This is a genomic window from Geothrix sp., assembly GCF_049292215.1.
Classification (GTDB): Bacteria; Acidobacteriota; Holophagae; order Holophagales; family Holophagaceae; genus Geothrix.
In genome coordinates this window covers 1-25,438 of the sequence record NZ_JBATQW010000046.1, presented here as the reverse complement: position 1 = coordinate 25,438, position 25,438 = coordinate 1, and the positions used below count along the sequence as shown (strand labels likewise).

The window sequence follows — 25,438 nt, the reverse complement described above, 5'->3', positions numbered from 1 at the left end:
CCGGACTGGCATACTGGCCGGATGGCGCTGGATCACTTCGACCTTCCCACAACCTACGTGGACACTCCGGAAAAGCTGCAGGAGGCCCTGCCGCTCTGGCACGCGGCCGGCGTGCTCTCCGTGGACATCGAGTGCAGCCTCACGGGCATGCACCACTGCGTGCTGGCCCTCATGCAGGTGGCCACCCACGACCAGGCCTGGCTGGTGGACCCGCTCCCCCTGGATCACCTCATGCGCCCCGCCCTGCAGGCCATGGCCCAGGTGCCCTGGATCGTCCACGACTTCTCCGGCGACGGGATCGTGTTCAAGCGCCTCTACGACGTGGTGCCCGAGAGCATCTTCGACACCATGCTGCTCTCCCGCGCCCTGGGTTATCCCCAGCCGGGGCTCAAGACCATGGCCAAGCTCAAGCTGGGCCTCGACATCCCCAAGGAGGAGCAGGACTCCAACTGGATGCTCCGCCCCCTGCGCGAGGCGCAGATCAGCTACGCCAGCCGCGATGCTGCCCTGCTGCTGCCGCTGCTGCGCATTCTGGCGGATGAGTGCGACGCCCACCGGGACCACCCCGAGATCGGGCCCCGCCTGGCCAGCCTGCCCAGGGAGATGCGCCACCTCCTCAAGCGCATCCGCGCCTACGCGCCCCCCAAGCATGATCCCGTCGTCGAGAAGGTGAAGCATCTGGGTGACCTGGCCGTGGACCGCGCCAAGAAGCTCACGGCCCTGCGCTGGGCTTGGGGCAATGAAGGCGATGTGGGGGCCGTCATGGAGCTGGGCAACCGCTGGCTCATGGCCCGGCTGTCGCACCCCCCCGCCACCAAAGAGGCCCTGGAGCGGACCATCCCGAATCCCCGCTTCCGCCGCAAGCGGCTGGAGGCCCTCTGGGAGGTCTTCGCCGAGGGCGCCCATGAAACTCAGGAAGAGGCAGAATCCGCCGATAGCCTAATCTGGACCACCCCTGGACAACCATGACCCCCGAACCCGCCAACCCTCCCGATTCCACCCCCGAACTGCCCGATGGCATCCAGGTGACCTTTCCCAAGGGTCTGCTGGGCTTCGAGCAGCTCACGGCCTTCCTGCTCTTCGAACCCAAGGACGGCTATCCCCTCAAGTTCCTCCAGTCCAACGAGAACCCGGACGTGTCCTTCATCTGCATCGACCCCGTCACGGTCAAGCGGGACTACCAGGTCCCCCTGACTCAGGAGGAGGCCGAGGCCCTCGGCCTTGAGGCCCCGGAGGATGCCCTGATCCTTACCCTGGTGGTCGTGCCAGAGGATCCGCGGCAGATGACCACGAACCTGGCGGGACCCCTCATCATCAACGTCCGCACGCGGATCGGCCGCCAGATCATCCTCAGCTCCGAAACCTACCCCCTCCGCTGCCCCATCCTCCTCCAGGACTGAACGGTCTGAAAGGCCCCGTGGATGCTCGTCATCACGAGAAAGCCCGAACAATCCATCGTCATCGGCGGTGAGGTCGAGGTCATCGTCCTCGGCATCACCAAGGATGGTGTGCGACTGGGCATCAAGGCACCGCGCACCGTGGAGGTCCATCGGCGGGAGGTCTTCGAGGCCATCGCCGCCGAGAACCGTGCCGCCACGGCTTCCAAGGTGCCCGTCCAGGACGTGGCTGCCCTGCTCCGGGCCGCTCAAGTCCGGAAGCCCCACATCCGATAAGACGCTTTCGAGGCCAATGTGGACATCAGCCCGGCAGGTGCAGCAGCCCAGGCGCAGCAGTTGCTGCAGCAGCAGGTCGCAGTCAGCGTGCTAAAGAAGAGCCTGGACGTGGACGCCCAGCAGGGTGCCGCCCTGGTGAAGATGCTGAACCAGTCCACGGGCCTGGGACAGGGCATCGACCAGTACGCTTAGGGGTCAGGCGAGTGCGATGGGACTCATGCGCCTGGATGGTCGCTTGCATCATGACTTGATGTAAGCTAGGGCTCCTTGCCCCCGCTCCCCGGAAGACCATGCGCCCCCGCCTCCTTCTCGCCCCGCTCCTGGCCCTTCCCCTCCTGGGGGGGATGGCCCCGCTCAAGCCCCGGCTGAAGCCCCTCAAGACAAGCAACCCGCCGGTCCTGGACGGCCGACTGGATGAGCCCGTGTGGGCCCAGGCCGCCTCTGTCACGGACTTCGAGACCTTCATCCCGGAGTACGGCAAACGGCAGGCTGAGAAGACCACCGCCTACATGGCCTACGACGACCAGAACCTCTACTTCGCCTTCCGCTGCCTGGATCGCCCCGACCTGATCAAGGGCGCCCTGTCGCGCCGCGATGACATCGGCTCCAGCGATTTCGTCTGCATCAACCTCGACACCTTCAACGACCAGCAGTCCCTCTACGCCTTCTATGTCACGCCGCTCGGTGTCCAGGGCGACAGCCGATTCGCCAGCAACAAGGAGGACTTCAGCGTCGACTTGGTCTGGGACAGCGCCGCCCGGATCGATGCCGAGGGCTGGACCGTCGAGATGCGGATCCCCCTCAAGAGCATCCGCTACCTGCACAAGCCCGTGGTGGACATGGCGGTGTTCTTCGAGCGCACCATCCACCGTCGGCAGGAGCACGGCTCCTTCCCGGCCCTGGACCCGAAGCGCGGCTACGCCTTCCTGCCCCAGATGGCGGTCCTGGAATACGAGGGGCTCGCCCGGCCCACGATCCTGGAGCTGCTCCCGGCCTTCACCCTCTCCCGCCAGGCCTCACGGGAGGAGGGCGTCATGGTCCGCCACTCCGATGACCGGCAGTGGAGCCTCACGGGGAAATACGGCCTGACCCCCAGCCTCATCCTGGACGCCACCGTGAACCCCGACTTCTCCCAGGTGGAGGCCGATGCCGGGCAGGTGGACGCCAATCTCCGCTCCAGCCTCTTCTTCGCCGAGAAGCGCCCCTTCTTCCTGGAGGGCAGCGAGGCCTTCAACCTTGCGGCCTCCCAGACCGGCTCCGTATTGGCGCTCTTCCACTCGCGCACCATCGTGGACCCCAAGTGGGGTGCCAAGCTCTCGGGCAAGCTGGGCCACGACGACACCATCGCCCTGCTGGCGGCCACGGACACGGCCGATCCCAGGTCCCCCGACCCGGCCAACCCCCACTTCGGGATCTTCCGCTACCGCCGGAGCACCGAGGAGGATGGCTACCTCGGCGCCTTCTACGCCGGGCGCGAGGCCGGTCCCCGCAGCAACCGCGTCTTCGGCCCCGATGGCCAGCTCCGCCTCACGCCCGCCTCACTCCTGGGCTTCCACGCCCTGGGCTCCATCACCGAGAACGGCAGCACCACCGGACCACAGCGCGGCCGCGCGCTGGGCCTGGAGTACCTCTACGACACCAGTCGCCTGGCGGTGACCGCTGCGGTCCACGACGTGACCAGCGGCTTCATCGCCGATGCCGGCTTCCTCACCCGCACGGGCCTCACCGCCACGAGCCTGAAGGTGACGCCCAAGGTCTATCCCCCTTCTGGCTGGGTACGCCGCCTCGATCCCTTCGTCGGGTACACCACCCTCCGCGACCACCCGAGCAACCTCTTCGAGACCGATGCGACCCTGGGCTTCACGGCCATCTTCCAGCGCAATGCCGCAGCCACGCTCCAGTGGGACGACGCCAGAGAGGTGTTCCTGGGCCAGCGCTTCCGGACCGACGGCCTGCGCCTTTCGGGTCGCAGCCAAGTCACCCGGACCCTCGCCTTCACCGGCTCCCACTGGCGGGGCAAGGGCATCCGCTACACCGCCGATCCTTTCCAGGGCCACGGTTCCCAGACCTCGCTGTCCGCCGTGGTCCAGCCAGGGGAATCCCTCAATCTGACCCTGAACTGGATCCACGCCGACTTCTACCGGGACGCCACGGACGAGAAGGTCTACTCGTACCCCATCAGCCGGGCCAAGCTCACCTACCAGTTCAGCCATGCCTTCTTCCTGCGGGCGATTGCCGAGTACAACGGCTACCGCCGCCAGCTGCTGACGGACTTCCTCGCCTCGTACACCTACATCCCCGGCACCGTCCTCTACCTGGGCTACGGCGCCCTGGCCAAGCGCCAGGAGTGGGAGAACGGCATGTACCGGCCCTCGGACCACTTCCTCGACATGCAGCGAGGCCTGTTCTTCAAGGCCTCGTACCTGTGGCGGTTGTAGCCCGCTACTTCAGGTACGGCGCAAGGTACTTTCCCGTCACGCTGGCCTTCTGTTTGGCCACCGCCTCGGGGGTTCCCACGGCGATGATGCGGCCCCCTTCTCCGCCACCCTCCGGGCCTAGGTCGAGGATCCAATCAGCCGTTTTGATCACGTCCAGGTTGTGCTCGATGACGATGAGCGTGTTGCCAGTCTCCACCAGGCGGTTCACCACTTCCAGCAGCTTCTGGATGTCCTTCAGGTGCAGGCCGGTGGTGGGCTCGTCCAGGATGTAGACGGTGCGGCCCGTGGCGCGCTTGCTCAGCTCCTTGGCCAGCTTCACGCGCTGGGCCTCGCCGCCGGACAGGGTGGTGGCGCTCTGGCCCAGGCGGATGTAGCCCAGGCCCACGTCCATGAGGGTCTGAAGCTTGTTGGCCAGCACGGGGATGGGCCCGAAGACGGCCAGCGCCTCCTCCACGGTCATGGCCAGCACATCGGAGATGCTCTTGCCTTTGTAGTGGATCTCCATGGTCTCGCGGTTGTAGCGCTTGCCTTTGCACTGCTCGCAGGTCACATAGACATCCGGGAGGAAGTGCATCTCGATCTTGAGGACGCCGTCGCCCTCGCACTTCTCGCAGCGCCCGCCCTTCACGTTGAAGCTGTAGCGGCCCGGCGCGTAGCCGCGGGCCTTGCTCTCGGGCAGCTGGGCGAAGAGCTCGCGCAGGGGCGTGAAGAGGCCTGTGTAGGTGGCGGGGTTGCTGCGGGGCGTGCGGCCGATGGGGGCCTGGTCGATGTCGATGACCTTGTCGATGGCCTCGAGGCCCTTGATGGCCTTGTGCTTGCCAACGATGTGGACGCCCTGGTGCAGTTGGTTGGCCAGGGCCTTGTAGAGGATCTCGTTCACCAGGGTGCTCTTGCCTGAGCCGCTCACACCGGTCACGCAGGTGAAGATGCCGATGGGGAACTCCGCATCCACCTTCTTCAGGTTGTTCTCCTCGGCGCCCAAAATGGACAGATACCCGCGCTCGGCCTTGCGGCGCTTGCGGGGGACTGGGATGGAATCCCGCCCTGATAGGAAGTCGCCGGTGATGGAACCCTGCGTGCGGCTGATCTCAGCGGGCGTGCCTTGGGCCACCACCATGCCGCCGTGCTCGCCCGCGCCCGGCCCCATGTCCACCACGTGGTCGGCGGCGAGGATGGTCTCCAGGTCGTGCTCCACCACCAGCACCGTGTTGCCCAGGTCGCGCATCTCCTGGAGGGTCTTGATGAGCTGCAGGTTGTCCCGCTGGTGCAGGCCGATGCTGGGCTCGTCCAGCACGTAGAGCACCCCCTGGAGCTTGCTGCCGATCTGGGTGGCCAGGCGGATGCGCTGGCCTTCGCCACCGGACAGCGTGGCCGCGCTGCGATCCAGGGTGAGGTAGCCCAGGCCCACGTCATCCAGAAAGCCCAGGCGCTCGCGGATCTCCTTCAGCACCTTCTCGGCGATGACGGCATCCTTGCCCTCGAGCGCAAGCTCCGCGAACCATGTCCGGGCCTCCCGCACACTCTGTGCGACCACGTCGGCAATGTGGAGTCCCCCCACGTACACCGCCAGGATCTCTGGCTTGAGGCGCCGCCCACCACAGTCCTCGCAGGGGATGATCCGCATGGACTGCTCCATCTCCGCCTGGATCTCCTCGCTGGCAGTCTCCCGATAGCGCCGGTCCAGGTTGCCGATGATGCCTTCGAAGTGGTGGACGAAGTCGTAGCGGTTGCGCTTGCTCTCGTAGGTGAAGCGCATCTCCTTCTCGGTGCCGTGCAGCAGCAGGCGGCGGATGTCCGCGGGCAGCTTCTTCCAGGGCACGTCCAGGCTGAACTTCATCTTCTTGGCCAGCTGGTCCAGCAGCTGCGAGCGCCAGCCATCCTCCGACACGCTCTTCCAGCCGCTGGCCTGAATGGCGCCCTCGTTGATGGAGAGCGCTGGATTGGGAATGATCAGCTCCTCCGCGAACTGGCGCTTGAAGCCCAGGCCGTCGCAGGTGGGGCAGGCGCCATAGGGGCTGTTGAAGGAGAACGACCGCGGCTCCAGCTCCGGCAGGCCCTGGCCGAACTTCGCGCACTTGGTGTTGCTGCAGGCCAGCTTGCTGGAGAAGAACTGCTCGACCCCGTCACGGCGCCCGTCCTGGGCACCGCCCTTCGGGCCATCCTTCGGACGGTGGCCCTCCGCGCCTACTGCAGCCTCAAAGATCAGGAGGGCGCTGCCCTCGGCCAGGTTGCAGGCGATCTCCAGGCTGTCCGCCAGCCGGGACTGGATGGAAGGGTCCACCTTCAGGCGGTCGATCACCACTTCCAGCGTGTGCTTCTTCTGCTTGTCCAGGTCGGGGATGCCCTCGGTGAGATCGAGCATCGTGCCGTTGACGCGGGCCCGGATGTAGCCGCGCTTCATGAGGTCCTGCAGCAGCTTCTTGTACTCGCCCTTGCGACCCCGGACCACGGGCGCCAGGATCTGCAGCTTGGTGCCAGCAGGCCTGGCCAGGATCTGGTCCGCCATCTCCTGGATGGTCTGGCTGGCGATGCCCTCACCGCAGCCCACGCAGGTGGGCTTGCCAGTGCGGGCGTAGAGCAGGCGCAGGTAGTCGTAGATCTCGGTGACGGTGGCCACGGTGGAGCGGGGGTTCTTGCTGGTGGTCTTCTGCTCGATGGAGATGGCCGGGGACAGGCCCTCGATGCTGTCCACATCGGGCTTCTCCATCTGGTCGAGGAACTGCCGGGCGTAGGCCGAGAGGCTCTCCACGTAGCGCCGCTGGCCCTCAGCGTAGAGGGTGTCGAAGGCCAGACTGGACTTGCCCGAGCCCGACAGCCCCGTGATCACCACCAGCTGGTTCCGCGGCAGCGAGAGGTCCAGGTTCTTGAGGTTGTGCTCCCTCGCGCCTTTGATGTGGATGTGTTCCATGATCTCCCTAGCTTACGCCAAATTTTCGCCTTCGGGAATTGCGCTTAGAATCGTCTGATGCATCCAGCTGAGTTGTCGATCCTGCTTCACCGCGCCCTGGAGGTCCGCTTGGCGCGCCTGCAGGAGTTGCTTGACGCCCCGGACTGGGCCGAGGACGAGGAGCAGCTGCACCAGGTCCGCGTCTCGGCCCGGCGGCTCGGAGCCGTGCTGGACCTGGTGGACGCCGAGATCTATCCCGGCCACAAGGGCCAGCGCCGGGCCCTCAAGGGGCTGGTGGACACCCTGGGCCTTCCCCGGGAGCTGGATGTCCACGCCGGCCACCTGCGGAACCACCTCCTCCAGGCCGCCACGCCCGCCCAGGCCGCCGTGCTCGAACACCTTCTGGAGCAGGTGGACCGTGGCCGCGCCAAGGCCCGCCGGGCCATGCAGAAGGAGCTCGATCGCCTGCGTCTGCCGGACCTCCGCCGCCTGCTGGAGGTGCCCGCCCTGCAGAACCCCTTCCAGTCCACCTCCCTGCAAGAGGCCGCCTGGAGCTGCCTGGAGACCCGGGCCGAAGCCGCCCTGGGCGAGTTGCCCGACCTCTGCGCCCACGAGGATCCGTCCGCCCTGCACAAGACCCGGGTGCGCATCAAGAAGCTGCGCTACGCGGTCGAGGCCCTGGAAGCGGCCTTCGCCGAGCCCCCCGAGGCCGTGCTGAAGAGCCTGCGCACCCTGCAGACCGTGCTGGGCGACCACCACGACCTGGCGGCCCTGGAGGCCCTGCTCTGGGAGGCGGAGGCCGGGCTGCGCCTCCGCGGGCGGCAGAACCTCGCCGCCGGCGTGCTCGACCTGCTGGGCGGCGTGGCCGAGACGCGGCGCACCATCTACGGCCGCTTCGTCGAGCTGGCCGACACCCTGCGCCCCGCCGCCTTTGGCCGGGCCGTGCGGCCCGCCCTGGGGCTCCCTCCCCTGGACGGGATCCTGGCATGAGCATCGGCCGGGTGCGGCTGCGCCCACTGGCCTGGCTGCGCAGCCTGCACGCCAAGCTCTTCGTGCTGCTGGGCCTCGTCACTAGCGTGCTGACCGTGGCCGTGGCCTACTCCATCGTGCGCAACAGCCGCCGGGAGCTGGAGGCCTACTCGCGCAACCTCGTGATCGAGGCAGCCGGCACCATCGAAACCGACATCATCGAGCGCGACCCCACCTTCAAGGACCCCGACAAGCTGGACCAGGTGCTGGCCAGCATCGCCGGCCCTGACCGCAGCATCTTCCAGGTCGACGTCTTCAAGCGCGTGGGCCGGGGCAACGAGGTGGAGCTGGTGCGCTCCTCCGGCGAGGAGAGCCAGGTGGACTGGGGCCCTGAGATTGGGTCGTACCTCACCCTGCCCAGGGCCCAGGCCGAGCTGGTGGACCTCAACACCGGGCGCCAGGCCTGGAAGGTTTACCTTCCCATCCGCCCCCACAAGCCCGGCCAGCCCCCCATCGGCCTCGTCCGCGCCTACTGCGACCTGGAGCGCTGGGAGGTGGTCTGGGACAACAACCTCAAACGCACGCTGCGCACCCTGCCCGGCGTGCTCCTCGGCGAATTCATCCTGCTCTGGCTCATCCTGCGCATGCTCATCAGCGATCCCATCGAGGGCCTGGTGCTCACCATGCAGCGGCTCGAGCAGGGCGAATCCAGCGCCCGGGCCCCGGTGCGCCGCAGCGACGAGCTGGGCCTCATCGCCGCCCGCTTCAACGACATGGCCACCCAGATCCAACGGGCCGGGGAGGATCGCGAAGCCCTCATCCGCGAGATCCGCGGCCTCAATGCCAACCTGCAGGACCGCATCGACGTCGCCCTCTCCGAGCTGCAGGCCAAGAACGATGAGCTGGCCGCCCTGGTGGAGCGCAACGCCCTCCTGCGGGAGGAGCTCGGCGCCCAGGAGCGGCTGGCCGTGGCCGGCCAGCTGACCGCCACCTTCGCCCACGAGGTGGGCACGCCCCTCAACCTCGTGACGGGCCACCTCCAGCTGCTGGAGGCCCAGAAGGACCTGCCGGAAAGGACCCGCGAGCGCCTGGGCGTCATCGGCGGCCAGATCCAGCGGGTGGGCGACATCGTGCGCCGCCTCCTGGACCTCACCCGCCGCCCCCAGTTGCACCGAAAGCCCCTGCTCTTCGAAAGCCTGCTAGAGGACCTGCAGCAGCTCTGGTCGCCCACCCTGGCGGCCCACGGCGTCACCGTGTCCGCCCAGGCCCCGCCGGACTGCTGCCTGGACGTGGACCGCAAGCAGATGGAGCAGCTCTTCATCAACCTCATGAACAACGCCGTGGACGCCATGCCCGAGGGCGGCCAGGTGGTGCTCACGGCGAAGCCCGCCGACGAGAGCACGCCGGGCGGCCTCTGGTGGGAGCTGCACTTCCACGACTCCGGCCAGGGCATCCCCGCCGAGCTGCTGGGCCAGGTCTTCCGCCCCATGTTCACCACTAAGCCCGAGGGCAAGGGCACGGGCCTGGGCCTCAGCATCTGTCGCGAGATCGTGCGCAACCACGGCGGCGAGATCCGCATCGAGAGCGCCGTAGGCAAGGGCACCTTCGTGGTATTCACCTTGCCGGGGGCACTGGTCTAAATCTCCACCACTTCCACATCCCCCAGCGCTTCCTCCAGGAACCGGCTGCCCACTTCCTTCAGCCGGCTGCTGGCGTCGGTGAGCTGAACGCGCAGAGTGCCGCGGGCGCTGGTAGTGCGGTAGCCCAGGCTGCCCTGCAGGAGGCGATCCACGGCCTTGGCGGTGACCCGGCCGCTGTCGATCCAGCGGGTGCCGGGGCGACAGCGCTCCAGGCTGGGCAGCAGGGTGGGGTAGTGGGTGCAGCCCAGCACCACGGTCTTCACCTCGAAGGGCAGCTGGTTCAGGTAGCGGCGGCAGATGCTGTCGGTGACGGGGTCGTCGAACCAGCCCTCCTCGGCCAGGGGCACCAGCAGGGGGCAGGCCACGCTGTGGATGACCTTGGCGGGATCGCGACGGCGGATGGCCGTGTCGTAGGCGGCGCTGCCGATGGTGGCCAGGGTGCCGATGATGCCCACGGGTCCCGCGTGCTCGGAGGCGGCCTCGGCGCCGGGCTCGATGACGCCGATGACCGGGCAGGGGCTCACGGCCTGCAGGGCCGGGAGGCCGTGGGCGCTGGCGGTGTTGCAGGCGATGACGATGAGCTTTGGCTCCACGCGCTGCAGCAGCTCACCCATCTGCAGGGTGTAGCGCTCGATGGTGCGGTGGCTCTTGCTGCCGTAGGGCAGCCGCGCCGTGTCGCCGAGATACACCAGGTCCTCCTGGGGCAGCAACTGGCGCAGGGCGTGCAGCACCGTGAGCCCGCCGATGCCCGAGTCGAAGATGCCGATGGGGCGGTCAGCTCGGCTCATGGGTTGACCCGCGTGGCCAAGATGGCGATCCACTCGCCCTCCTGCCGAACCTGCTCCGGCTTGAAGCCGTGGGTCACGAGGCTCACCAGGGCCTCGTCGGTGCGCTCGGCCAGGATGCCGCTGGCGATGATCCAGGCGCCGGGCGCGGCCACCTCGGCCATGCGGGGCAGCAGCTCCTGGATGGTGATCAGCAGGATGTTGGCCAGCAGGCCCGCGAAGGGGCCATTGGCTTTGGGGTGGTCCAGGGTGCCCACGAAGCTCTCGTAGGGTTTCGCGCGCTGAAGCAGGTGGGCGTTGAGCTCGATGAGCTCCGCCATGGCCGGCCCGCAGTCGGGGTCGATGTCGAAGGCCGTGAGGTGCCGCCCGCCCAGCAGGTGGGCCGCCAGGGAGAGGATGCCCGTGCCCGCACCGATGTCGAGGATGGGGCCTTTCAACCGGTCGGCCTGGGCCAGTTCCTCCAGTAGCTCCATGCAGAGGCGGGTGGTCTCGTGGCCGCCGGTGCCGAAGGCCAGGCCCGGGTTCACCACCAGGTCCAGGCGGCCTGCGGGGCCCGGGGCCTCGTCCCAGGTGGGTCGCACGTGGAAGCGGGTGCCCACCTCGAAGGCACCGAAACCCTCCCGGCTCTTGGCCAGCCAGTCCTCGTCCCCAAAGGCCTCAGCCTCCAGAAGGCTTACCCCGGCAAAGGCCTTCAGCCCCTCCTCGGCCGGTGGGGCCTGGTCCGGGGGGAAGTAGGCGTAGCAGGCCCGGGGCTCCTCCGCCTCCCGGTAGAAGGCGGAGGAGCCCTCCCCCTCCAGCCAGGCGCAGAGCGCCTCTTCCTGGGGATCCGGAACCTCCAGCTTCCACCGCAGATGCGTCGCATGAACCATGTACCAAGATTAACAGGGCACCCTGGGAACCATTGGTCTCCGGACTGCACTCAAAGGGTGTGGCCGGTCAGTGGGCCACGGTGAGTGAGTGAGGGGCTGTGGGGGGAAAACGGCAGGGGGGGACACGCGTCCCCCCCTGTTTCGTTGGGTTCAAAGGGAGCCCTACTCGGCGGCCTCCACCGTATCGGGGTCTTCCAGGTCCAGCCGCTTCATTTTTTCCAGGAAGGTGGTTCGCTTGAGGCCCAGCAGGTCGGCGGCCCGTTTCTTGTTGCCTCGGGTGATGGCCAGGCTCTGCAGCATGAGGTTCTTCTCCATGTCGGAGACCACCTGGTTGAGGTCCAGCCCCTCGGCGGGCAGGTCCATGCCGAAGGCCGGAGCGGCCTGGGGGGCGAAGGCGTCGGCGGGCAGGGGCGTGAAGCCGGCCCTGGGGGCTTCGCCGTGGGCCTCCGCAGGAGTCGCCTCGCCCATGCGCTCGGCCAGGAAGGCGAAATCCTCCCGGGTCAGGACGGGGCGGGTGCCCGACAGCACGATGGCCCGCTCGATGGCGTTCTCCAGCTGGCGCACGTTGCCGGGCCAGGGGAGGGACATGAGCAGGGGATCCACGCTGGGATGCAGGGCCTTGGGGTAGAGGCCGTGCTCGCGGGCCTTGCGGTTGAGGAAGTGCTGGGCCAGGAAGGGCACCTCCTCCCGCCGAGCGCGGAGGGGGGGCATGGTGATGGGCACCACCTCGAGCCGGTAGAAAAGGTCCTCTCGGAAACTGCCATCCTGCACCTTCTTCCACAGGTCCACATTGGAGGCGGTGATGACGCGGACATCCACCTTCACCGGCGCACCGCCGCCCAGGGGCTGCACCTCGCGCTCCTGCAGCACCCGCAGCAGGCGCACCTGGGCGCCCAGGGGCATGGTGCCCACCTCGTCCAGGAAGATGGTGCCGCCGTGGGCCTCGCGGAACTTGCCCGGCGTGTCCTTGCGGGCATCCGTAAAGGCGCCCTTGTTGTAGCCGAAGAGCTCGGACTCCAGCAGGTTCTCGGGGATGGCGCCGCAGTGCACGGCCACGAAGGCTTCCGTGTTGTCGGCGCTCATGCGGTGGATGGCCCGGGCGATGACCTCCTTGCCCGTGCCGCTCTCGCCCAGCAGCAGCACCGTCGCGCGAGTGGCAGCGGCGGCGCGGGCGCGGGCCAGCACATCCTGCATGGCCACGCTGGTGCCCACCAGCCCGAAGGCCAGGGCCTGCGATGCGCTCAGCTGGGTGGTGGTGCCCGAGCGGGGCCGCAGACCCGGCATGGGCGGCTCGGGCCCCAGCACGCCCCAGCGAACCGAGCCCAGGGACCCCCACTCCGAGAGCGCCTTGGGATCCATGGACGCCGAGTCCGGCTGCAGGCCCAACAGGATGGGCAGGGCCGCCACCTCGGCCATCATGCGGTTCAACTCCGGTGGGGGCCAGGCGCCCTTGGCGCTGATCACCCACAGATCCACATCGCGCGGCGCCAGGGCGGGCGCGGTACCGCGGTCCACCGTCACATCCCAGAGGGCGGCCCACCGATGCTCCAGCCCCCCGGTATCGTCCCCGAGGGTGGACCAGTGAAGGCGGGGCAGCTGGGTCATGGGCTCCTTGATTGCAACCAGCCTAGGGGCAGAGAACTAGGGGTCAAGTCAAAAAAATGACGGGGCAAAAAACAACCCTTGCCCCGCGGCGTACGATGAGAGGAGCACTCCGGAGGTTGCCATGTCACTCATGGAATCCACCATGGTCCCGCTGGGCACGGCCTGTCCCGACTTCACCCTGCCCGGCGTGGATGGCCGCCTCTGGTCGCTGCACGACTTCCACTGCCCCGCCCTGCTGGTGGTGGTCATGTGCAACCACTGCCCCTACGTGCAGGCCATCGACGACCGCCTCGACGCCCTGGCCCGGGCCTACGCCGGCCGCTGCGCCGTGGTGGGCATCAACGCCAACGACGCCGTGAGCCATCCCGAGGACAGCTTCGAGGCCATGCGCCAGCGGGCCGCGGCCAAGGGCTACGCCTTTCCCTACCTCTGGGACGAGGAGCAGACTGTGGCGCGCGACCTGGGCGCTGTCTGCACGCCGGACTTCTTCCTCTACGACTCCCACCGCCGCCTGATGTACCGGGGCCGTCTGGACGACAACTGGAAGGATGCGAGCCGCGTCACGCGCCAGGAGCTGCAGGAGGCCATCGAGGGCGTCCTTGCGGGGCGCGACCCCCTCGAAGTCCAGCAGCCGAGCATGGGCTGCAGCATCAAGTGGAGGTCCCGATGATCCGAGCCATGGCTCCATTCTTCCTCGCCGCAGCTCTGGTGGCCCAGGCGCCGGGCCTGAAGCTGGGCGACGTCTGCCCGCCCTTCAGCTTGCCGGGCACCGATGGGAAGGTCCACGGGCCCGCCTCCCCCCTGCCCCTGATGGTGGTGTTCCTCAGTACCGAGTGCCCCTACGTGCTGGCCACCCAGGCCCGCATCAACGCCTATGCGAAGCAGTACGCGGGCAATGTCACGGTGCTGGCCATCAACGCCAACGACGTGGACACCCACGCCAAGGAATCCCTCGCGGATATGCAGGCCCAGGCCAAGGGCCAGGGCTTCGTCTTCCCCTACCTCAAGGACACGCCCCAGGCGGTGACCCGGGTCTTCGGCGCCGTCTGCACGCCGGACTTCTTCCTCTTCGACCGGGGGCGAAAGCTCGTCTACCGCGGCCGCATGGACGACAGCTGGCGCGACGCCGCCCAGGTCAAGGTGCGTGACCTCGATGCGGCCACGGAGGCTCTGTTGGTGGGCCGGCCTGTCTCCTCAGAGCAGCCGCCCAGTCGAGGCTGCAGCATCAAGTGGAAATGAGCCCCCACCGACATAGTCGTGGCACGGGCTGAGGGTATGATCGGAGGTTCTGCCGGAGCCCCGATGCGCCTTGCCCTCCTGTCCCTCAGCTTCGCGGCGCTGCCCCTCAGCGCCCAGTGGGATCTGCGCCTGGAGCTGCCCCGCCCCAGCGGCCAGAGCCTGCCGCAGACCCTCCTCAGCGGCTCGGGCCAGCTGGTCTCCGGGGACCTGGACTCGGGCCGCGGCTTCATCGCCTCGGCGAACCGGCGCCTCTTCCAGCTGGGCCCCCTGCTCAAGCTGGAGGGCGGCGTGGAAGTCTCCCAGTTCACGGCCGACGGCAGCCTCAACCAGGGCGGCACCACCCAGGCCACGAAGCTCAAGCAGCAGGGCCTAGGTGTGGGCCTCCACGCCCAGCTCTGGGTGCCCTTCGTGGGGCTCGCCGGGGAGTTCGGCCTCATCCAGCGCCTACAGCACTACCGCTACGACACGGCCGGCGCCGCATCCACCAAGGACCTCAGCCGCACTTGGCTGCGGGTGGGCGCCCGCTGGCGCATTCCCTCCGTGGTGGTGCACCCCTACCTGGCGGCCAGCTACCAGCAGCCCGTCACCAAGGATCGTCCGGTGAAGCTCAGCAGCTCCTCGGACCTGGCGGCCTACTTCTCCGCCCAGGGCAGTGGACAGGAATTCGAACGCCTGTGGACCTTCGGCGTGGGCGTGGCCTTCTGATGATCCGATCCGCGCTGGCTGCCCTCACCTTCCTCCCGATCCTGGTTGCCACCTCTTCGGCAAAGGCTCGCCCAAAACTTGTGGTCGTGATCTCGATCGATCAGTTCTCCTCCGAACTGATGCAGACATACGGCCCTGAGCTTACTCAGGGCATCGCCCGGCTGCGCCGGGAAGGGGTCTTCTTCACCGAGGCCTACCACGACCACGGCTTCACGGAGACCGGCCCCGGCCACTCGGTGCTGCTCTCGGGCCGCTTCCCCGCGAACACCGGTATCGTCGAGAATCGGTGGCTCGACCGAGCCACGGGCAAGGTCGTCAACTGCGTGGAAGATGCCGGAACCAGGGCGCTCCACGCACCGGCGCAGGCGAGTTCCTCCAACGAGCGCTTCCTCGGGGATGGCCTGGGGGACTGGCTACAGGCCCAGGTACCGGGCAGCCGCGTATTCTCCGTCTCGGGCAAGGACCGCGCCGCCATTCTCATGGCCGGGCGCAGGCCCACGGGGGTCTACTGGTTCACCGGTGCCGCGGGCTTCAGCACCTCCACCACTTATGGTGATCACCTGCCCACCTGGCTGATGCGCTACGACCGAAGCCTGTCAGAGCGGATCGGCACGGACAGCTGGCTCTGGTCCAAGGACCCGGGCACCCTCGAGGGCCGTTCAGGGCAGTGGACCGTCGGTGCCTTGACCGTCCGCAACGGCACCCTGCCCAGGCTCATCCAGGGCGCGGGCATGCCCGTGGACAGCGGCTTTGAGGGGCGCTTCCGGCGCACCCCGTTCCTGGACACCGTGACCCTGGAGGCCGCCGAGGCGTTGCTGGAGGGTGAGAAGCTGGGTCGGGGTCCGGCCACCGACCTCCTGGCCATCAGTTTCTCCGCCACGGACTACATCGGCCACCGCTACGGCATCCTCAGCACGGAGATGCGGGACCAGATGCACCGCCTGGATCGCACCCTGGGCCGCCTCCTCGACCGCCTCCAGCGCCGTCATCCCGGCGCCTGGGTGGTGCTCAGCGCGGATCACGGGGGACTGGACCTGCCTGAGGCGCTCCTCGAGCAGGGTCTTCCCGCCCGCCGGGCGCTCGCAGAGCCCTTCATATCCGCACTGCAGGCCGACCTCAGGGCCACCTTCAAGGTAGATGCCGACCTGGTCCTAGCGAACCCAGAGGCCAACAACCTCTACCTGGTCGAGGCCACCGTGCAGGCGGCCCGCCTGCAGCGCCGGGCCGTGCTCCAGGCGGCCCAAGCCTGGCTGAGGGCCCGACCCGAGGTGGCCGATGCCTTCACCGCCGAGGAGCTCGCCGCCACGGATCCTGCCCCCACGGACAGCCCGCGGCATTCCAGCCTCCGAGGCCTCCTGCGTCGCAGCTTCCACCCCGCGCGCAGTGGCGACATCCTCGTGGCTTTCAAGCCCATGGTGGTGATGAACACGCCCACCCCCGACTACATCACTGGCCACGGCACACCCAACGCCTATGACCGCCGGGTGCCGCTCATCTTCTGGGGCCCATGGAAGGGAGGCCATCGCCGCGAGCCGGTGCGCACCGTGGACCTGGCCCCCACCCTGGCCCGGGAGCTGGGCCTGAAGCCCGGCGCAGTGGACGGCAAGGTGCTGGACCTGGGTCACCGGAAATAGGCCATGTCCCTCCCGCTGAATGCCCGCATCGTGGTCCTCACCGGGGCGGGCATCTCCGCCGAGAGTGGCCTGCGCACCTTCCGCGATGCCGACGGCCTCTGGGAGAACCACCGCGTGGAAGAGGTGGCCACGCCCGAAGCCTTCCGCCACAACCCCGCCCTGGTCTACCGCTTCTACAACGAGCGGCGCCGCAGCCTGGCCACCGTGCAGCCCAATGCCGCGCACCAGGCGCTGGCCCGGCTGGAGCGCGCCTGGGAGGGGAGCTTCCTGCTGGTGACCCAGAACGTGGATGACCTCCACGACCGGGCCGGGTCGCAGCACCTGCTGCACATGCACGGCGAGCTCCTGAAGGGCCGCTGCCTGGCCTGTGGAATCGTCCACGCCTGGCCCGGGGACCTGGACCACGCCAGCCACTGCCCGACCTGCGAGCTGGGACGGCTGCGCCCCCACATCGTCTGGTTCGGCGAGCGGCCCCTGGAGATGGACCACATCTTCGATGCCGTGGGGCGCTGCGACCTGTTCGTGGCCATCGGCACCAGCGGGCACGTCTACCCCGCCGCGGGCCTCGTGCAGGCCGTGGCCCCCGGCGCCCGCACCGTCGAGCTGAACCTGGAGCCCAGCCGGGTGGCCAGCGCCTTCCAGGAAGCCCGCACCGGTCGCGCCACGGACCTGGTGCCCGCCTTCGTGGAGGAGCTGCTGGGCGAGTAGGCGCACCCCTCGTACAGTCGAGCCATGAGACCACGGATCCTCCTCCCCCGACTCCTGATGCTCGGCCTGGCGCTTGGCAGCCTCCTGCTGCTGGCCCAGGACAGTTCCCTGGTCCTCCGCACCGCCAAGGCCCAGGCCCGCGTCACCCTGGCCGAGGGGGGCCTACTGCGGATCACGGCCACGGCGGAGGGCGCAAGCCCGGCCCTGCCGCCTGTCACCCTCGACTTTCCGTCCGGGGCGCCCTTCCACCCCGTGCCGGGTACGGCGCTCCTGGAGGGCGGCGGCTATCGCCTGGCCCCCACAGGCCCCGCCAAGGTGACCGTGACCCCCAAGGGCGGTCGCCCCTTCCACCTCACCCTAGAGGGCGATGCCGCCCGCCTCACCCTGCGCCTCGTGGCTGACGGCGCCACGGCATTCCACGGCTTCGGTCAGGCCGTGAAAGCCCTGGGCGTAACGGACGAGAGTCTGGAGCTGTACCACGAGCCCCACTTCGGCGACCAGACCTACCTGCACATGCCCTTCTTCTTCTCGGATTCGGGCCTGGCCGTGGCCTTCAATGCCGCAGGTCGGGACCAGGTGGATGTGGCCAAGGGCCGCGAAGTCACCCTCAGCACCACCACGGGACGCCTCGACCTCTACGCCTGGAGCGACGCCGATCCCGCCGCCCTGGTGGCCCGCTGGTACCGCCTGAGCGGCTCGCAGAGCCTGCTGCCCCGCTGGGCCTACGGCTACCTGCAGTCCCGCTACGGCTACCGCACCGAGGCCGAGGTACGCCAGACGGTGGAGCTCTTCCGGCGCTTCAAGCTGCCCCTGTCGGCCATCGTGCTCGACCTCTACTGGTTCAAGCGCATGGGCGACCTGGCCTGGAACCGCGAGGCCTTCCCCGATCCCGAGGGGCTGGCTGCCTGGCTGCATGCCAAGGGCGTGAAGCTGGTGACCATCTCAGAACCCTTCTTCACCCGGGACTCCCAGGCCTTCGCGGAGCTCGACGCTGCGGGCACCCTGGCGAAGGACGCCAAGGGCAAGACCGTGCTCTGGAAGGACTGGTGGGACTTCGGCAAGGACTTCGGCGGGGGCGTCATCAACCCGTTGGCGCCGCGGGCTGCGGAGCTGCTCGGCGGCCGCTACAAGAAGCTGGCCAGGGAAGGAGTGGACGGCTTCTGGATCGACCTGGGCGAGCCGGAGCGGGTGCCGGGCGAGGCGCGCTTCGGCGCGCAGGGCGAGTACGACGAGCGGGCCTTCCACAACGCCTTCAACCTCAAATGGGCCAAGCTCGTGCGCAGCGCCTTCCTGGCCGCCCACCCCGACCGTCGGCCCTTCATCCTCAGCCGCTCGGGCTACCTCGGCATCGCCGGGATGGGTGTGTCCACCTGGTCCGGCGACGTCCCCGCCAGCTGGAAGGGCCTGAAGGACCAGCTCCCCCTCGGCCTGTCGGCGTCCCTCTCGGGCCTGCCCTTCTGGGGCTCCGACGTGGGTGGCTTCATCACCCGGGGCGGCGAGGCCATGCCGCCGGATCCCGAGCTCTACCTGCGCTGGCAGCAGTTCGGCGCCTTCACGCCCGTCTACCGCGCCCACGGCACAGGCCCCCGGGAGCCCTGGATCTACGGCGACACCTGGATGGCCCGGGTGAAAGCCGTGCTGGATCGCCGCCAGCAGCTCCTGCCCTACATCTACAGCACCGCCTATCAGGTGTGGTCCGAGGGGCACCCCATGCTGCGGCCCCTGTTCTTCCTGGATCCCGCCGATCCGGCGCTGCGCACGGACACCTCGGCCTTCCTCTTCGGCGACGCGATCCTGGTCGCCCCCGTCACCCAGCCCCTTGAGCACGAATCGGTCAAGCGTGTGCGGCTGCCGAAGGGCGCCTGGTATGACGCTTTCACGCTGGAACGCCAGGTCGGCGGCAGCGAGGTGGCGATCCCCCTCAGCCTCGACCGCTTCCCCCTCTTCTACCGGGAGGGTGCCATCCTCCCCGTGGACGCCGGAGCCGGCACCGAGGGCCTGATCCTGCTGCCGGGGCCGACGCCCACCGCCTTCACCGTGTTCAGCGATGATGGCGAAAGCGAGGCCTACCGCCGCGGCGCGGGCGAGCGGCTGCGCGTGGAGCTGGATGCCAAGGGCGTGAGCTTTTCCGGCATCACCCGGGCCCGGGAGCTGGTGCTGCTGCTACCCCGGACCCTGAAGCTGGCCCAGCCCCTGGCCGAGGGCGGCGCGGATCCCCTGTTCCAGCGCCTGCGCGTGGCCCTGAAGCCCGGCCGCCAGCGGGTGACCTTCGCCGAACCTGCCACCCGTTAGCTCAGGCGCCCCCGCGCCGCTGCAGCTCCCGCAGCACCGACAACGCCCGTGGGCCTTCCTCCACGGGCACGAAGAGGTGGTCGTGGTGGGCCCCGGCGAGGATGTTGCAGCTGATGCGGGCCTCGGCGAGGGCCTGCGAGAAGGCGGCTGTGAGGCCCACGGCCTGCAGATCCGAGTGGACCCGAAGGGTGATCCAGGCGGCGCGGAACAGCACTGGCAGCTGGCGGGCCAGGGCCGCCCCCTCCTTCAGCACCACCGTGAGGCCCTCGTCCTCCTGGAAGGTGGCCAGCGGCTCCAGGCCCCGGAGGTCGGTCCCGGCCGGCAGGGACGCGAAGGCGTACACACCCTCGTGCAGCACGGGATCCAGGGTGCGGAGGAGGTGGTTCAGGTCGGAGCTGGGTATGTTCAAGGTGCTCTTTCGGAGTCGGCAAAGTCAGGCGGGCAAGGGCTTGGAGATGTGCTGGTGCACCACCTGCCAGGCGCCGCCCACGCGACGGAGACAGAAGGTGGCCCGCACCAGATCCTCGAAGGCTTTGCCATTGGGCAGGAGGCCCCCGCACCGGATAAAGCCGTGGGCGAAGGCAAGGTCCCCCTCGGCGACCACGGCCAGGTCCTCCCACCCAAAGCGCTCCCCGCCGGTGGTCTCGGGCTGCCAATCCCCCCAGCTGCGCCGATAGGCCTCGGCGCCCTCATGCTTCATGGGCTGCAGCACGTCGTAGATCAGCGCCTTGGGGTCATGGTCTTGCAGCACGTCATCCAGCCGGTTGGTCCGGGTGGCCTCCGCCCAGCGCTCCAGCAGCTGGCGAACCGTGGCGGCTTCGGGGGTTGGAGGGGGCTGTTCCATGACGGGTGCTCCGACTGTGCTACTTCACCACCGGCAAGTCCACGAAGCTGGCCTGGCCGGGGGCGTGGAAGATGCGCTGGGTGGCGGGGCGGTAGTCCGCGGGCTGGGCGAAGAAGATGTTGGGCACGAAGGTCTGGGGGTTGCGGTCGTAGAGGGGGAACCAGCTGGACTGCACCTGCACCATGACGCGGTGGCCCGGCAGGAAGACATGGTTCGCCGTGGGCAGGGCGAAGCGGTAGACCAGGGGCGCGTCGGGCTTCAGGGCCTTGGGCGCCGCCAGGCTCTCGCGGTAGCGGCCCCGGAAGATGTCCGCCGACACCATGAGCTGGTAGCCGCCCATCTGCGGCTGGCTGGCCACCTCGTCTGGGTACACGTCGATCACCTTCACCACCCAGTCGCTGTCCGTGCCGCTGGTGGCGGCCACCAGGTTCGCCACGGGCTCTCCACTGAGGCGCAGGGGCTGCTTGAGGGGTTCTGAGAGGTAGGCCAGCACGTCCGTGCGGCCCGAGGCTTCCCGCTGGTCGTCCGTGAGCCACTGGGGCCAGGTCAGGCCCTTGTCGTAGCCCACAGGCTGGATGGGCCGCGCCCTGAAGGGCACGGGCTTGGCGGGGTCGGACACGTAGGCGTCGAAGGGCGCCTCGTCCGCCCGGGGCGGCGCGGTGGACACCACCAGTCCCGCGCGGAGGTAGTAGGGCGTGGCCTTCACGGCGGAGCCCTCCCCTGCCAGAGGCCAGGCCGGGAGCTTCCTCCAGGTGTTGGTGCCCGTCTCAAAGGCGCTCACGGGTGGCAGGTCCGCCCTGGGCCCGCCCTTCAGGTGCTGGTCGAGGAAAGGGCGCAGCACGTTCTGGCGGAACTGCAGCCCGGTGTCCTGGCTGAACCTCAGGGGACCCAGGCTGCTGCCGTCGCCGATCTGCCCGCCATGGTTCCATGGGCCCATGGCCAGGTACAGCAGGTTCGCGCTGTCCTTCGGCTTCAGGGCCTTCCACACAGCAACGGCGCCGTAGATGTCCTCGGCATCGTAGAGGCTGTGGACCAGCATCGTCGGCACCGTCAGCGGCCGCTGCGCCAGCACCTGATCCATGGCCTGCTGCTGCCAGAAGCTGTCGTACGAGGGGTGCTCGGCGATCTTGCGCCAGAAGCCCAGCTGGTCCATGCCGCGGCGCTTGGCCTGGGCGCCGGTGGAGCCCGCCTGTAGGAACATGTCGTAGTCGTCGAAGTGGCTGGTCCACCACTTCACCTCGCCCGTGCGGGTGGCCTGCTGGTCGTAGATGTAGCTGAGGTTCTGGGCGCGGAAGGCACCATGGTGGAACCAGTCGTCGCCGCGCCAGCCGTCCACCATGGGGTTCATGGGCACGGTGGCCTTCAGGGCCGGGTGGGGATCTACCAGGGCCATGAGAGGCAGGAAGCCGTCGTACGAGATGCCCAGGATGCCCACGCGGCCGTTGCTCTCGGGCAGGTGCTTCACCAGCCACTCGATGGTGTCGTAGGTGTCCGTGCTGTGATCGACCTGGGTGCCGTTCAGGGGCCCGCGCAGGGGCCGGTTCATGACGTAGTCGCCCTCGGAGCCGTGCTTGCCGCGCACGTCCTGCACTACCCGGATGTAGCCGCCCTCCACGATGAGGTCGGTGACGTTGTCGTAGCCCTGGAGGACGGGCCCCAGGTGGGCGCTGTGGGCGTGGCTGGTGAGCTCCACGGCGTTGTAGGGCGTTCGTGTCAGCAGGATCGGCGCGGCCGATGCTCCTGGTCGGGCCCCCTTGGGCACCAGGATGATGGTGTTCAGCTTCACCCCATCGCGCATGGGAACCATCTCCACGCGGCGGGTGTGGTCCCAGTCCCCGGTGGCAACCTGGAACTCGGCGGGCAGCTCGCTGAGCAGGGCGGCGGGCTTGGGGGTCTGGGCCAGCAGGGCCGTGCCCAGCAGCAGGGCCAGCAGGGAGGATGAAAGGGGGCGGCGGACCTGGGGCATGGAACCTCCGGGGCGGGACTTGGCTGGGCGGAACGGGGGATGCGCCAGTCTAGCCTGGGCCGGGGCACAGCCAGGCGGGCTGGGAGCCTGGGAATAGAGCATTATTTTTGTATCAATGCCTATGCTTGGAGGAAACCGGCTGCCACCCTTGTCCCCGAACCTGCCCAAGGAGGCTGTCATGAAGCGCGTGCTGCTCGCCTGTCTGTCGCTCGGAGTCCTGTCTCTCGGCGCGGCCGAGGGCGCCCTCGTGAAGGCGGCGGACACCAAGTGGGGGGCCCACCCCTTCATCAAGGGCGGCCAGCTGGCGGTCCAGAGCGGCGACCCCACCAAGGGCCCCTCGGTCCTGCTCATGAAGTTCCCCAAGGGCATGACCATCCCCGCCCACACCCACACCGCCGACGAGACCGTCACCATCCTCTCGGGCAGCGCCATCTTCGGTGGCGGGGAGACCGTGGACAAGGCCAAGGGCACCCGCCTGGGGGCCGGCGGCTACCTGTTCATCCCGGGCCAGAGCCCCCACTGGGCCGTCGTCCAGCAGGAGCTGGTATTCACCGTGACCATGAGCCAGGCCGCCGACTTCCACCTCTGCGGCGCCGCCAAGTAGGTGCTGCTCGCCGACAGGTGAGCCCAAATGCGCGGCAATGCCTCCGGGTCCCTCGCTGAGTGGAAGGCCCGGCCGCCGACCAGTCAAAGCGAACCTGGATCCTGCTCTTTCAGCATTGCTTTGGCTTTTTGAGCGACTTGGATGGCCCGTTCTGCTGCTTCGGAGGCTTCTCTGGCGGCTGTAGCCGCCGCTCCAGACAACTCAAAGCAGGTCACTGCATCTCGCACCTCGGCTTCGGCGGAAAAGGCCGCTGCCTCCGTGGCTGCTGCAGCCGATGCCGTTGCGGCCACAACGGCACCTTTGACGGCAGCCGCGACATCCCCAGCCAGAGCCCCCGTCACAGCTTCATAGGCGGATTTCGCGGCCACCAAGGACCTGTCTGCCGCACCTGCGGCGCGTGTTGCGGCTTTGGACGAAGTCTCGGCCAACAGCTGCATCTGCCCGATTAATGCCGAATCACGAGCATGCAATTCTGAGTAACGTCTCCCCAGGTCGGCCAACTCCTTGGTCAGTACGGCTTCCTTGTCTCCGTTCAAGACGCACCTCGCAAGGGGCCTTTCAGGTGGATGGTTCTCTGCCCATGGTCCACCGCACGCGACCTGTTCAGGAAGGGATTCTCGCGAAAAGATCGCCGATCCCTCCTTGACCTTACTGCGTTCTCGGCAAAAGCGCCCGGCCCCCGAGCATCGCCCCTAACCCTTCAGCAGCCGCTCCTCGGCTAGGCGCAGCAGGTGCTCGCTGGCGAGGACACCGTCCTGGTGGTTCATGCGCTGGAAGTGGCCACGCAGGTGGCGCAGGGTGCGCGGCACGGCGGGGGCGAAGTGGGCCTTCTTGCGGTGCACGAGCTGGTGGCCGAAGGTGCCCAGGGCCTTGAGGCTACGCTGCAGGGCGCTTAGGTTCAGCTCTTCCAGCAGGGCCTCGTGGCTCCAGCCCAGCTCGGCCTGCAGGGGGGCGATGAGGGCGCGGCCCGCCTCCTTGGACCAGTCCCAGTAGGCGTCGTAGCGCAGGCTGGCCAGGTCGTAGGTGGCCGCGCCCCGGCGGGCGTCCTGGAAGTCGATGGCCACCAGCCGGTCGCCGTGCACCATGAGGTTGCGCACGTGGAAGTCGCGGTGGACAAAGAAGCGGGCTCGGGTCTCCAGGCTGGCGTGCACCTCGTCCATCATGCGGTCGAGCCAGCGGGGGGGTTCCTTCTGCAGGAAGTCCTGGAAGAAGTTCTGGCGGCAGTAGTCCCACTCGAACTGGAACTTGGGTTGGTCGAAGCTACGGCTCATGAAGAAGGTGTGGCCCGGGGCGCCCAGGGTGAGGGGTCCGGCCAGCGTGGTGAGCAGCCAACCCGCCTTCTCGGCCCAGGCCAGTTCCTCCTCGGGGTGCTCCACCAGGCGGCGCTCCAGGGTGGTGTCACCCAGATCCTCCACCAGCAGGCAGCGGTCGGCGTCGTCGCTGGCGACGATGGTGGGCACGCGCAGCAGGGGATCCAGGTAGGCCTGCAGGGCCCGGAACTCGAAGTAGCTGTCATCCGTCTTCTCGGGCGTGTCCAGCGGGTGCAGCACCACCAGGGCCGTGCCCAGCTGCGGGTGCAGCACCCGGAAGTACTGCCGCGCCCCCGCATCCCCGGCCAGGGCCTGGGGATCGGCCAGGGCCCAGCGGTCCAGCGCGCGTTGCAGACGGGGATCCATCCGACCAGGGTACTCCCGGACGGGCTTTCAGCCACGGAGGAACCGGGAAACCGCCTTCTGGCCGGAGATCCACGGGGACAAAGTAGGGTGAGGCCACACGCCGCATGGGCCCCATCTTGATCGGTGTTCATCAGCTTTTATCGGTGTTCATCGGTGTTCCAGCTTTTGATCCTGCAACGAGGGATCGTCAACCACAGCCGACGTGGGTTCAGGCCTCAGGAAAGGACCTTTTAACCACCGATGAACGCCGATAAAGCGACGGCACCTGCCCAGAGGCATGGCGGAGGGTGAACGGCGGGGAAGCATCGGCATTCGCGCCCATTCGCGTCATTCGCGGTTGGCTTTCCAGGCACGAATGTCAGAGCCCCAGCCGCACCTGGTGGCCGCCTTCTTCGAACCAGAGGGCGTCGGCATCGGTGATGGAGGGCATGGGCGAGGCGCCGGGGCCCAGGACGCAGCGGGTGAGCCTTCCGGCGGGCCGGGATGTGGGATGGACGTAGCAGCCGGGCAGACGGCCCTCCTGCTCCGGGGCCAGCTCCGCGGCGGCCTGGAGGAGGGCCTCGGCGGTGCCCACCTCCCGCCAGGCGAAGGGCTCGGCGACCACGCCCAGGTGGATAGGCAGACGGGGCCGCAGGTCGTTCACCTCGCTGGGCCCCTCCGGCAGCAGGGCTAGGGCCTCGGGGGACCAGGCGGCGGCACCGGTGAAGTGGAAGGGTCCCTGGGGGCCCACCTCATCCTTGGGCAGCACACGGTCCTGCTCATCCATCCACACGGGATTCCAGCGGCCGCCCGGATGCGGGACGAGCAGCCAGCTGAGGGTGGCGCGGGTGGCGCGGTGGGCGGCCCGCAGGCGGCCGAAGGGCACGGCCTCGGCCCACACATCGGCGTTCCAGGTGAGCAGCTC

At 68.6% G+C, this 25,438-nt stretch carries 24 protein-coding genes; 14 read left to right on the top strand and 10 right to left on the bottom strand.

The genetic code is table 11. From position 1 onward, the window contains the following. The first annotated feature begins 21 nt into the window (after positions 1-21). From WAS25_RS07985 to WAS25_RS07965, 5 genes are all read left to right on the top strand, one after another. Entirely contained in the window at positions 22-969 is a 948-nt protein-coding gene (locus WAS25_RS07985; RefSeq protein WP_422310992.1) for a hypothetical protein, read from the top strand. Then, a complete protein-coding gene (gene fliW, locus WAS25_RS07980) occupies positions 966-1,400 on the top strand; it encodes a flagellar assembly protein FliW (RefSeq protein ID WP_422310991.1) in 435 nt (144 codons plus the stop codon). The genes WAS25_RS07985 and fliW overlap by 4 nt, the downstream gene beginning before the upstream one ends. Before the next feature lie 21 nt (positions 1,401-1,421). After that, positions 1,422-1,673, top strand: coding sequence for a carbon storage regulator CsrA (gene csrA / locus WAS25_RS07975; RefSeq protein ID WP_422310990.1), 252 nt, complete (start codon positions 1,422-1,424; stop codon positions 1,671-1,673). Positions 1,674-1,691: 18 nt separating this feature from the next. Beyond that, positions 1,692-1,865, top strand: a complete 174-nt coding sequence (locus WAS25_RS07970; protein WP_422310989.1) for a putative motility protein — start codon at positions 1,692-1,694, stop codon at positions 1,863-1,865. Between the two features lie 98 nt (positions 1,866-1,963). Next, complete coding sequence (locus WAS25_RS07965; RefSeq protein WP_422310988.1) at positions 1,964-4,111, top strand: DUF5916 domain-containing protein; 2,148 nt, start codon at positions 1,964-1,966, stop codon at positions 4,109-4,111. A 4-nt stretch (positions 4,112-4,115) separates the two neighbouring features. Here the strand turns inward: WAS25_RS07965 and uvrA are convergent, their stop codons facing one another. After that, on the bottom strand, positions 4,116-7,019 hold the full coding sequence (uvrA, locus tag WAS25_RS07960) for an excinuclease ABC subunit UvrA (protein WP_422310987.1): 2,904 nt from the start codon (positions 7,017-7,019) through the stop codon (positions 4,116-4,118). Between the two features lie 57 nt (positions 7,020-7,076). On the opposite strand from uvrA, the gene WAS25_RS07955 reads away from it, so the two are divergent. Both WAS25_RS07955 and WAS25_RS07950 read left to right on the top strand, forming a co-directional pair. Beyond that, on the top strand, positions 7,077-7,988 hold the full coding sequence (locus WAS25_RS07955; RefSeq protein WP_422310986.1) for a CHAD domain-containing protein: 912 nt from the start codon (positions 7,077-7,079) through the stop codon (positions 7,986-7,988). Further along, complete coding sequence (locus WAS25_RS07950; RefSeq protein ID WP_422310985.1) at positions 7,985-9,607, top strand: sensor histidine kinase; 1,623 nt, start codon at positions 7,985-7,987, stop codon at positions 9,605-9,607. The genes WAS25_RS07955 and WAS25_RS07950 overlap by 4 nt, the downstream gene beginning before the upstream one ends. On the opposite strand, the gene murI is transcribed toward WAS25_RS07950, so the two are convergent. The 3 genes from murI to WAS25_RS07935 form a co-directional block, all read right to left on the bottom strand. Continuing rightward, the gene (gene murI / locus WAS25_RS07945) at positions 9,604-10,395 is read right to left on the bottom strand and encodes a glutamate racemase (protein ID WP_422310984.1); all 792 of its coding nucleotides are present in this window, start codon (positions 10,393-10,395) and stop codon (positions 9,604-9,606) included. The two genes, WAS25_RS07950 and murI, sit on opposite strands and share 4 nt — an antisense overlap. Then, positions 10,392-11,261 (bottom strand): 50S ribosomal protein L11 methyltransferase, encoded by an 870-nt coding sequence (locus WAS25_RS07940; RefSeq protein ID WP_422310983.1) that lies wholly within the window; start codon positions 11,259-11,261, stop codon positions 10,392-10,394. The genes murI and WAS25_RS07940 overlap by 4 nt, the downstream gene beginning before the upstream one ends. Positions 11,262-11,423: 162 nt before the next feature. Further along, entirely contained in the window at positions 11,424-12,866 is a 1,443-nt protein-coding gene (locus tag WAS25_RS07935) for a sigma-54 interaction domain-containing protein (RefSeq protein WP_422310982.1), read from the bottom strand. 121 nt (positions 12,867-12,987) lie between these two features. Between WAS25_RS07935 and WAS25_RS07930 the strand changes: the two genes are divergently transcribed. The 6 genes from WAS25_RS07930 (at position 12,988) to WAS25_RS07905 (ending at position 19,444) form a co-directional block, all read left to right on the top strand. After that, on the top strand, positions 12,988-13,536 hold the full coding sequence (locus tag WAS25_RS07930) for a thioredoxin family protein (protein ID WP_422310981.1): 549 nt from the start codon (positions 12,988-12,990) through the stop codon (positions 13,534-13,536). Further along, a complete protein-coding gene (locus WAS25_RS07925; RefSeq protein ID WP_422310980.1) occupies positions 13,533-14,105 on the top strand; it encodes a thioredoxin family protein in 573 nt (190 codons plus the stop codon). The genes WAS25_RS07930 and WAS25_RS07925 overlap by 4 nt, the downstream gene beginning before the upstream one ends. Before the next feature lie 63 nt (positions 14,106-14,168). Next, complete coding sequence (locus tag WAS25_RS07920) at positions 14,169-14,810, top strand: hypothetical protein (RefSeq protein WP_422310979.1); 642 nt, start codon at positions 14,169-14,171, stop codon at positions 14,808-14,810. Beyond that, positions 14,810-16,444, top strand: a complete 1,635-nt coding sequence (locus WAS25_RS07915; RefSeq protein WP_422310978.1) for an alkaline phosphatase family protein — start codon at positions 14,810-14,812, stop codon at positions 16,442-16,444. The genes WAS25_RS07920 and WAS25_RS07915 overlap by 1 nt, the downstream gene beginning before the upstream one ends. Positions 16,445-16,447: 3 nt before the next feature. Further along, complete coding sequence (gene cobB, locus WAS25_RS07910) at positions 16,448-17,152, top strand: Sir2 family NAD+-dependent deacetylase (RefSeq protein WP_422310977.1); 705 nt, start codon at positions 16,448-16,450, stop codon at positions 17,150-17,152. A gap of 24 nt (positions 17,153-17,176) precedes the next feature. Continuing rightward, complete coding sequence (locus WAS25_RS07905) at positions 17,177-19,444, top strand: TIM-barrel domain-containing protein (RefSeq protein ID WP_422310976.1); 2,268 nt, start codon at positions 17,177-17,179, stop codon at positions 19,442-19,444. Between the two features lies 1 nt (position 19,445). On the opposite strand, the gene WAS25_RS07900 is transcribed toward WAS25_RS07905, so the two are convergent. Genes WAS25_RS07900 through WAS25_RS07890 form a run of 3 tightly spaced genes read right to left on the bottom strand, consistent with a single transcriptional unit; the run spans position 19,446 to position 22,254 of the window. Beyond that, positions 19,446-19,853, bottom strand: coding sequence for an ACT domain-containing protein (locus WAS25_RS07900; protein ID WP_422310975.1), 408 nt, complete (start codon positions 19,851-19,853; stop codon positions 19,446-19,448). 24 nt (positions 19,854-19,877) lie between these two features. Beyond that, entirely contained in the window at positions 19,878-20,288 is a 411-nt protein-coding gene (locus WAS25_RS07895; protein WP_422310974.1) for a YybH family protein, read from the bottom strand. A gap of 19 nt (positions 20,289-20,307) precedes the next feature. Continuing rightward, a complete protein-coding gene (locus WAS25_RS07890; protein ID WP_422310973.1) occupies positions 20,308-22,254 on the bottom strand; it encodes a CocE/NonD family hydrolase in 1,947 nt (648 codons plus the stop codon). A gap of 178 nt (positions 22,255-22,432) precedes the next feature. On the opposite strand from WAS25_RS07890, the gene WAS25_RS07885 reads away from it, so the two are divergent. Then, positions 22,433-22,858: a cupin domain-containing protein gene (locus WAS25_RS07885; RefSeq protein ID WP_422310972.1), complete on the top strand. Its 426-nt coding sequence runs from the start codon at positions 22,433-22,435 to the stop codon at positions 22,856-22,858. A gap of 83 nt (positions 22,859-22,941) precedes the next feature. Here WAS25_RS07885 and WAS25_RS07880 read toward each other — a convergent pair whose 3' ends face one another. The 3 genes from WAS25_RS07880 to WAS25_RS07870 form a co-directional block, all read right to left on the bottom strand. Continuing rightward, positions 22,942-23,394 carry a hypothetical protein gene (locus WAS25_RS07880; RefSeq protein WP_422310971.1) on the bottom strand — a complete coding sequence of 151 codons (453 nt, stop codon included), beginning with the start codon at positions 23,392-23,394 and terminating at the stop codon, positions 22,942-22,944. 156 nt (positions 23,395-23,550) lie between these two features. Continuing rightward, positions 23,551-24,534, bottom strand: coding sequence for a phosphotransferase (locus tag WAS25_RS07875; RefSeq protein ID WP_422310970.1), 984 nt, complete (start codon positions 24,532-24,534; stop codon positions 23,551-23,553). A gap of 358 nt (positions 24,535-24,892) precedes the next feature. Beyond that, positions 24,893-25,438: hypothetical protein (locus WAS25_RS07870; RefSeq protein WP_422310969.1), on the bottom strand; the 546-nt coding region annotated here is incomplete at its 5' end.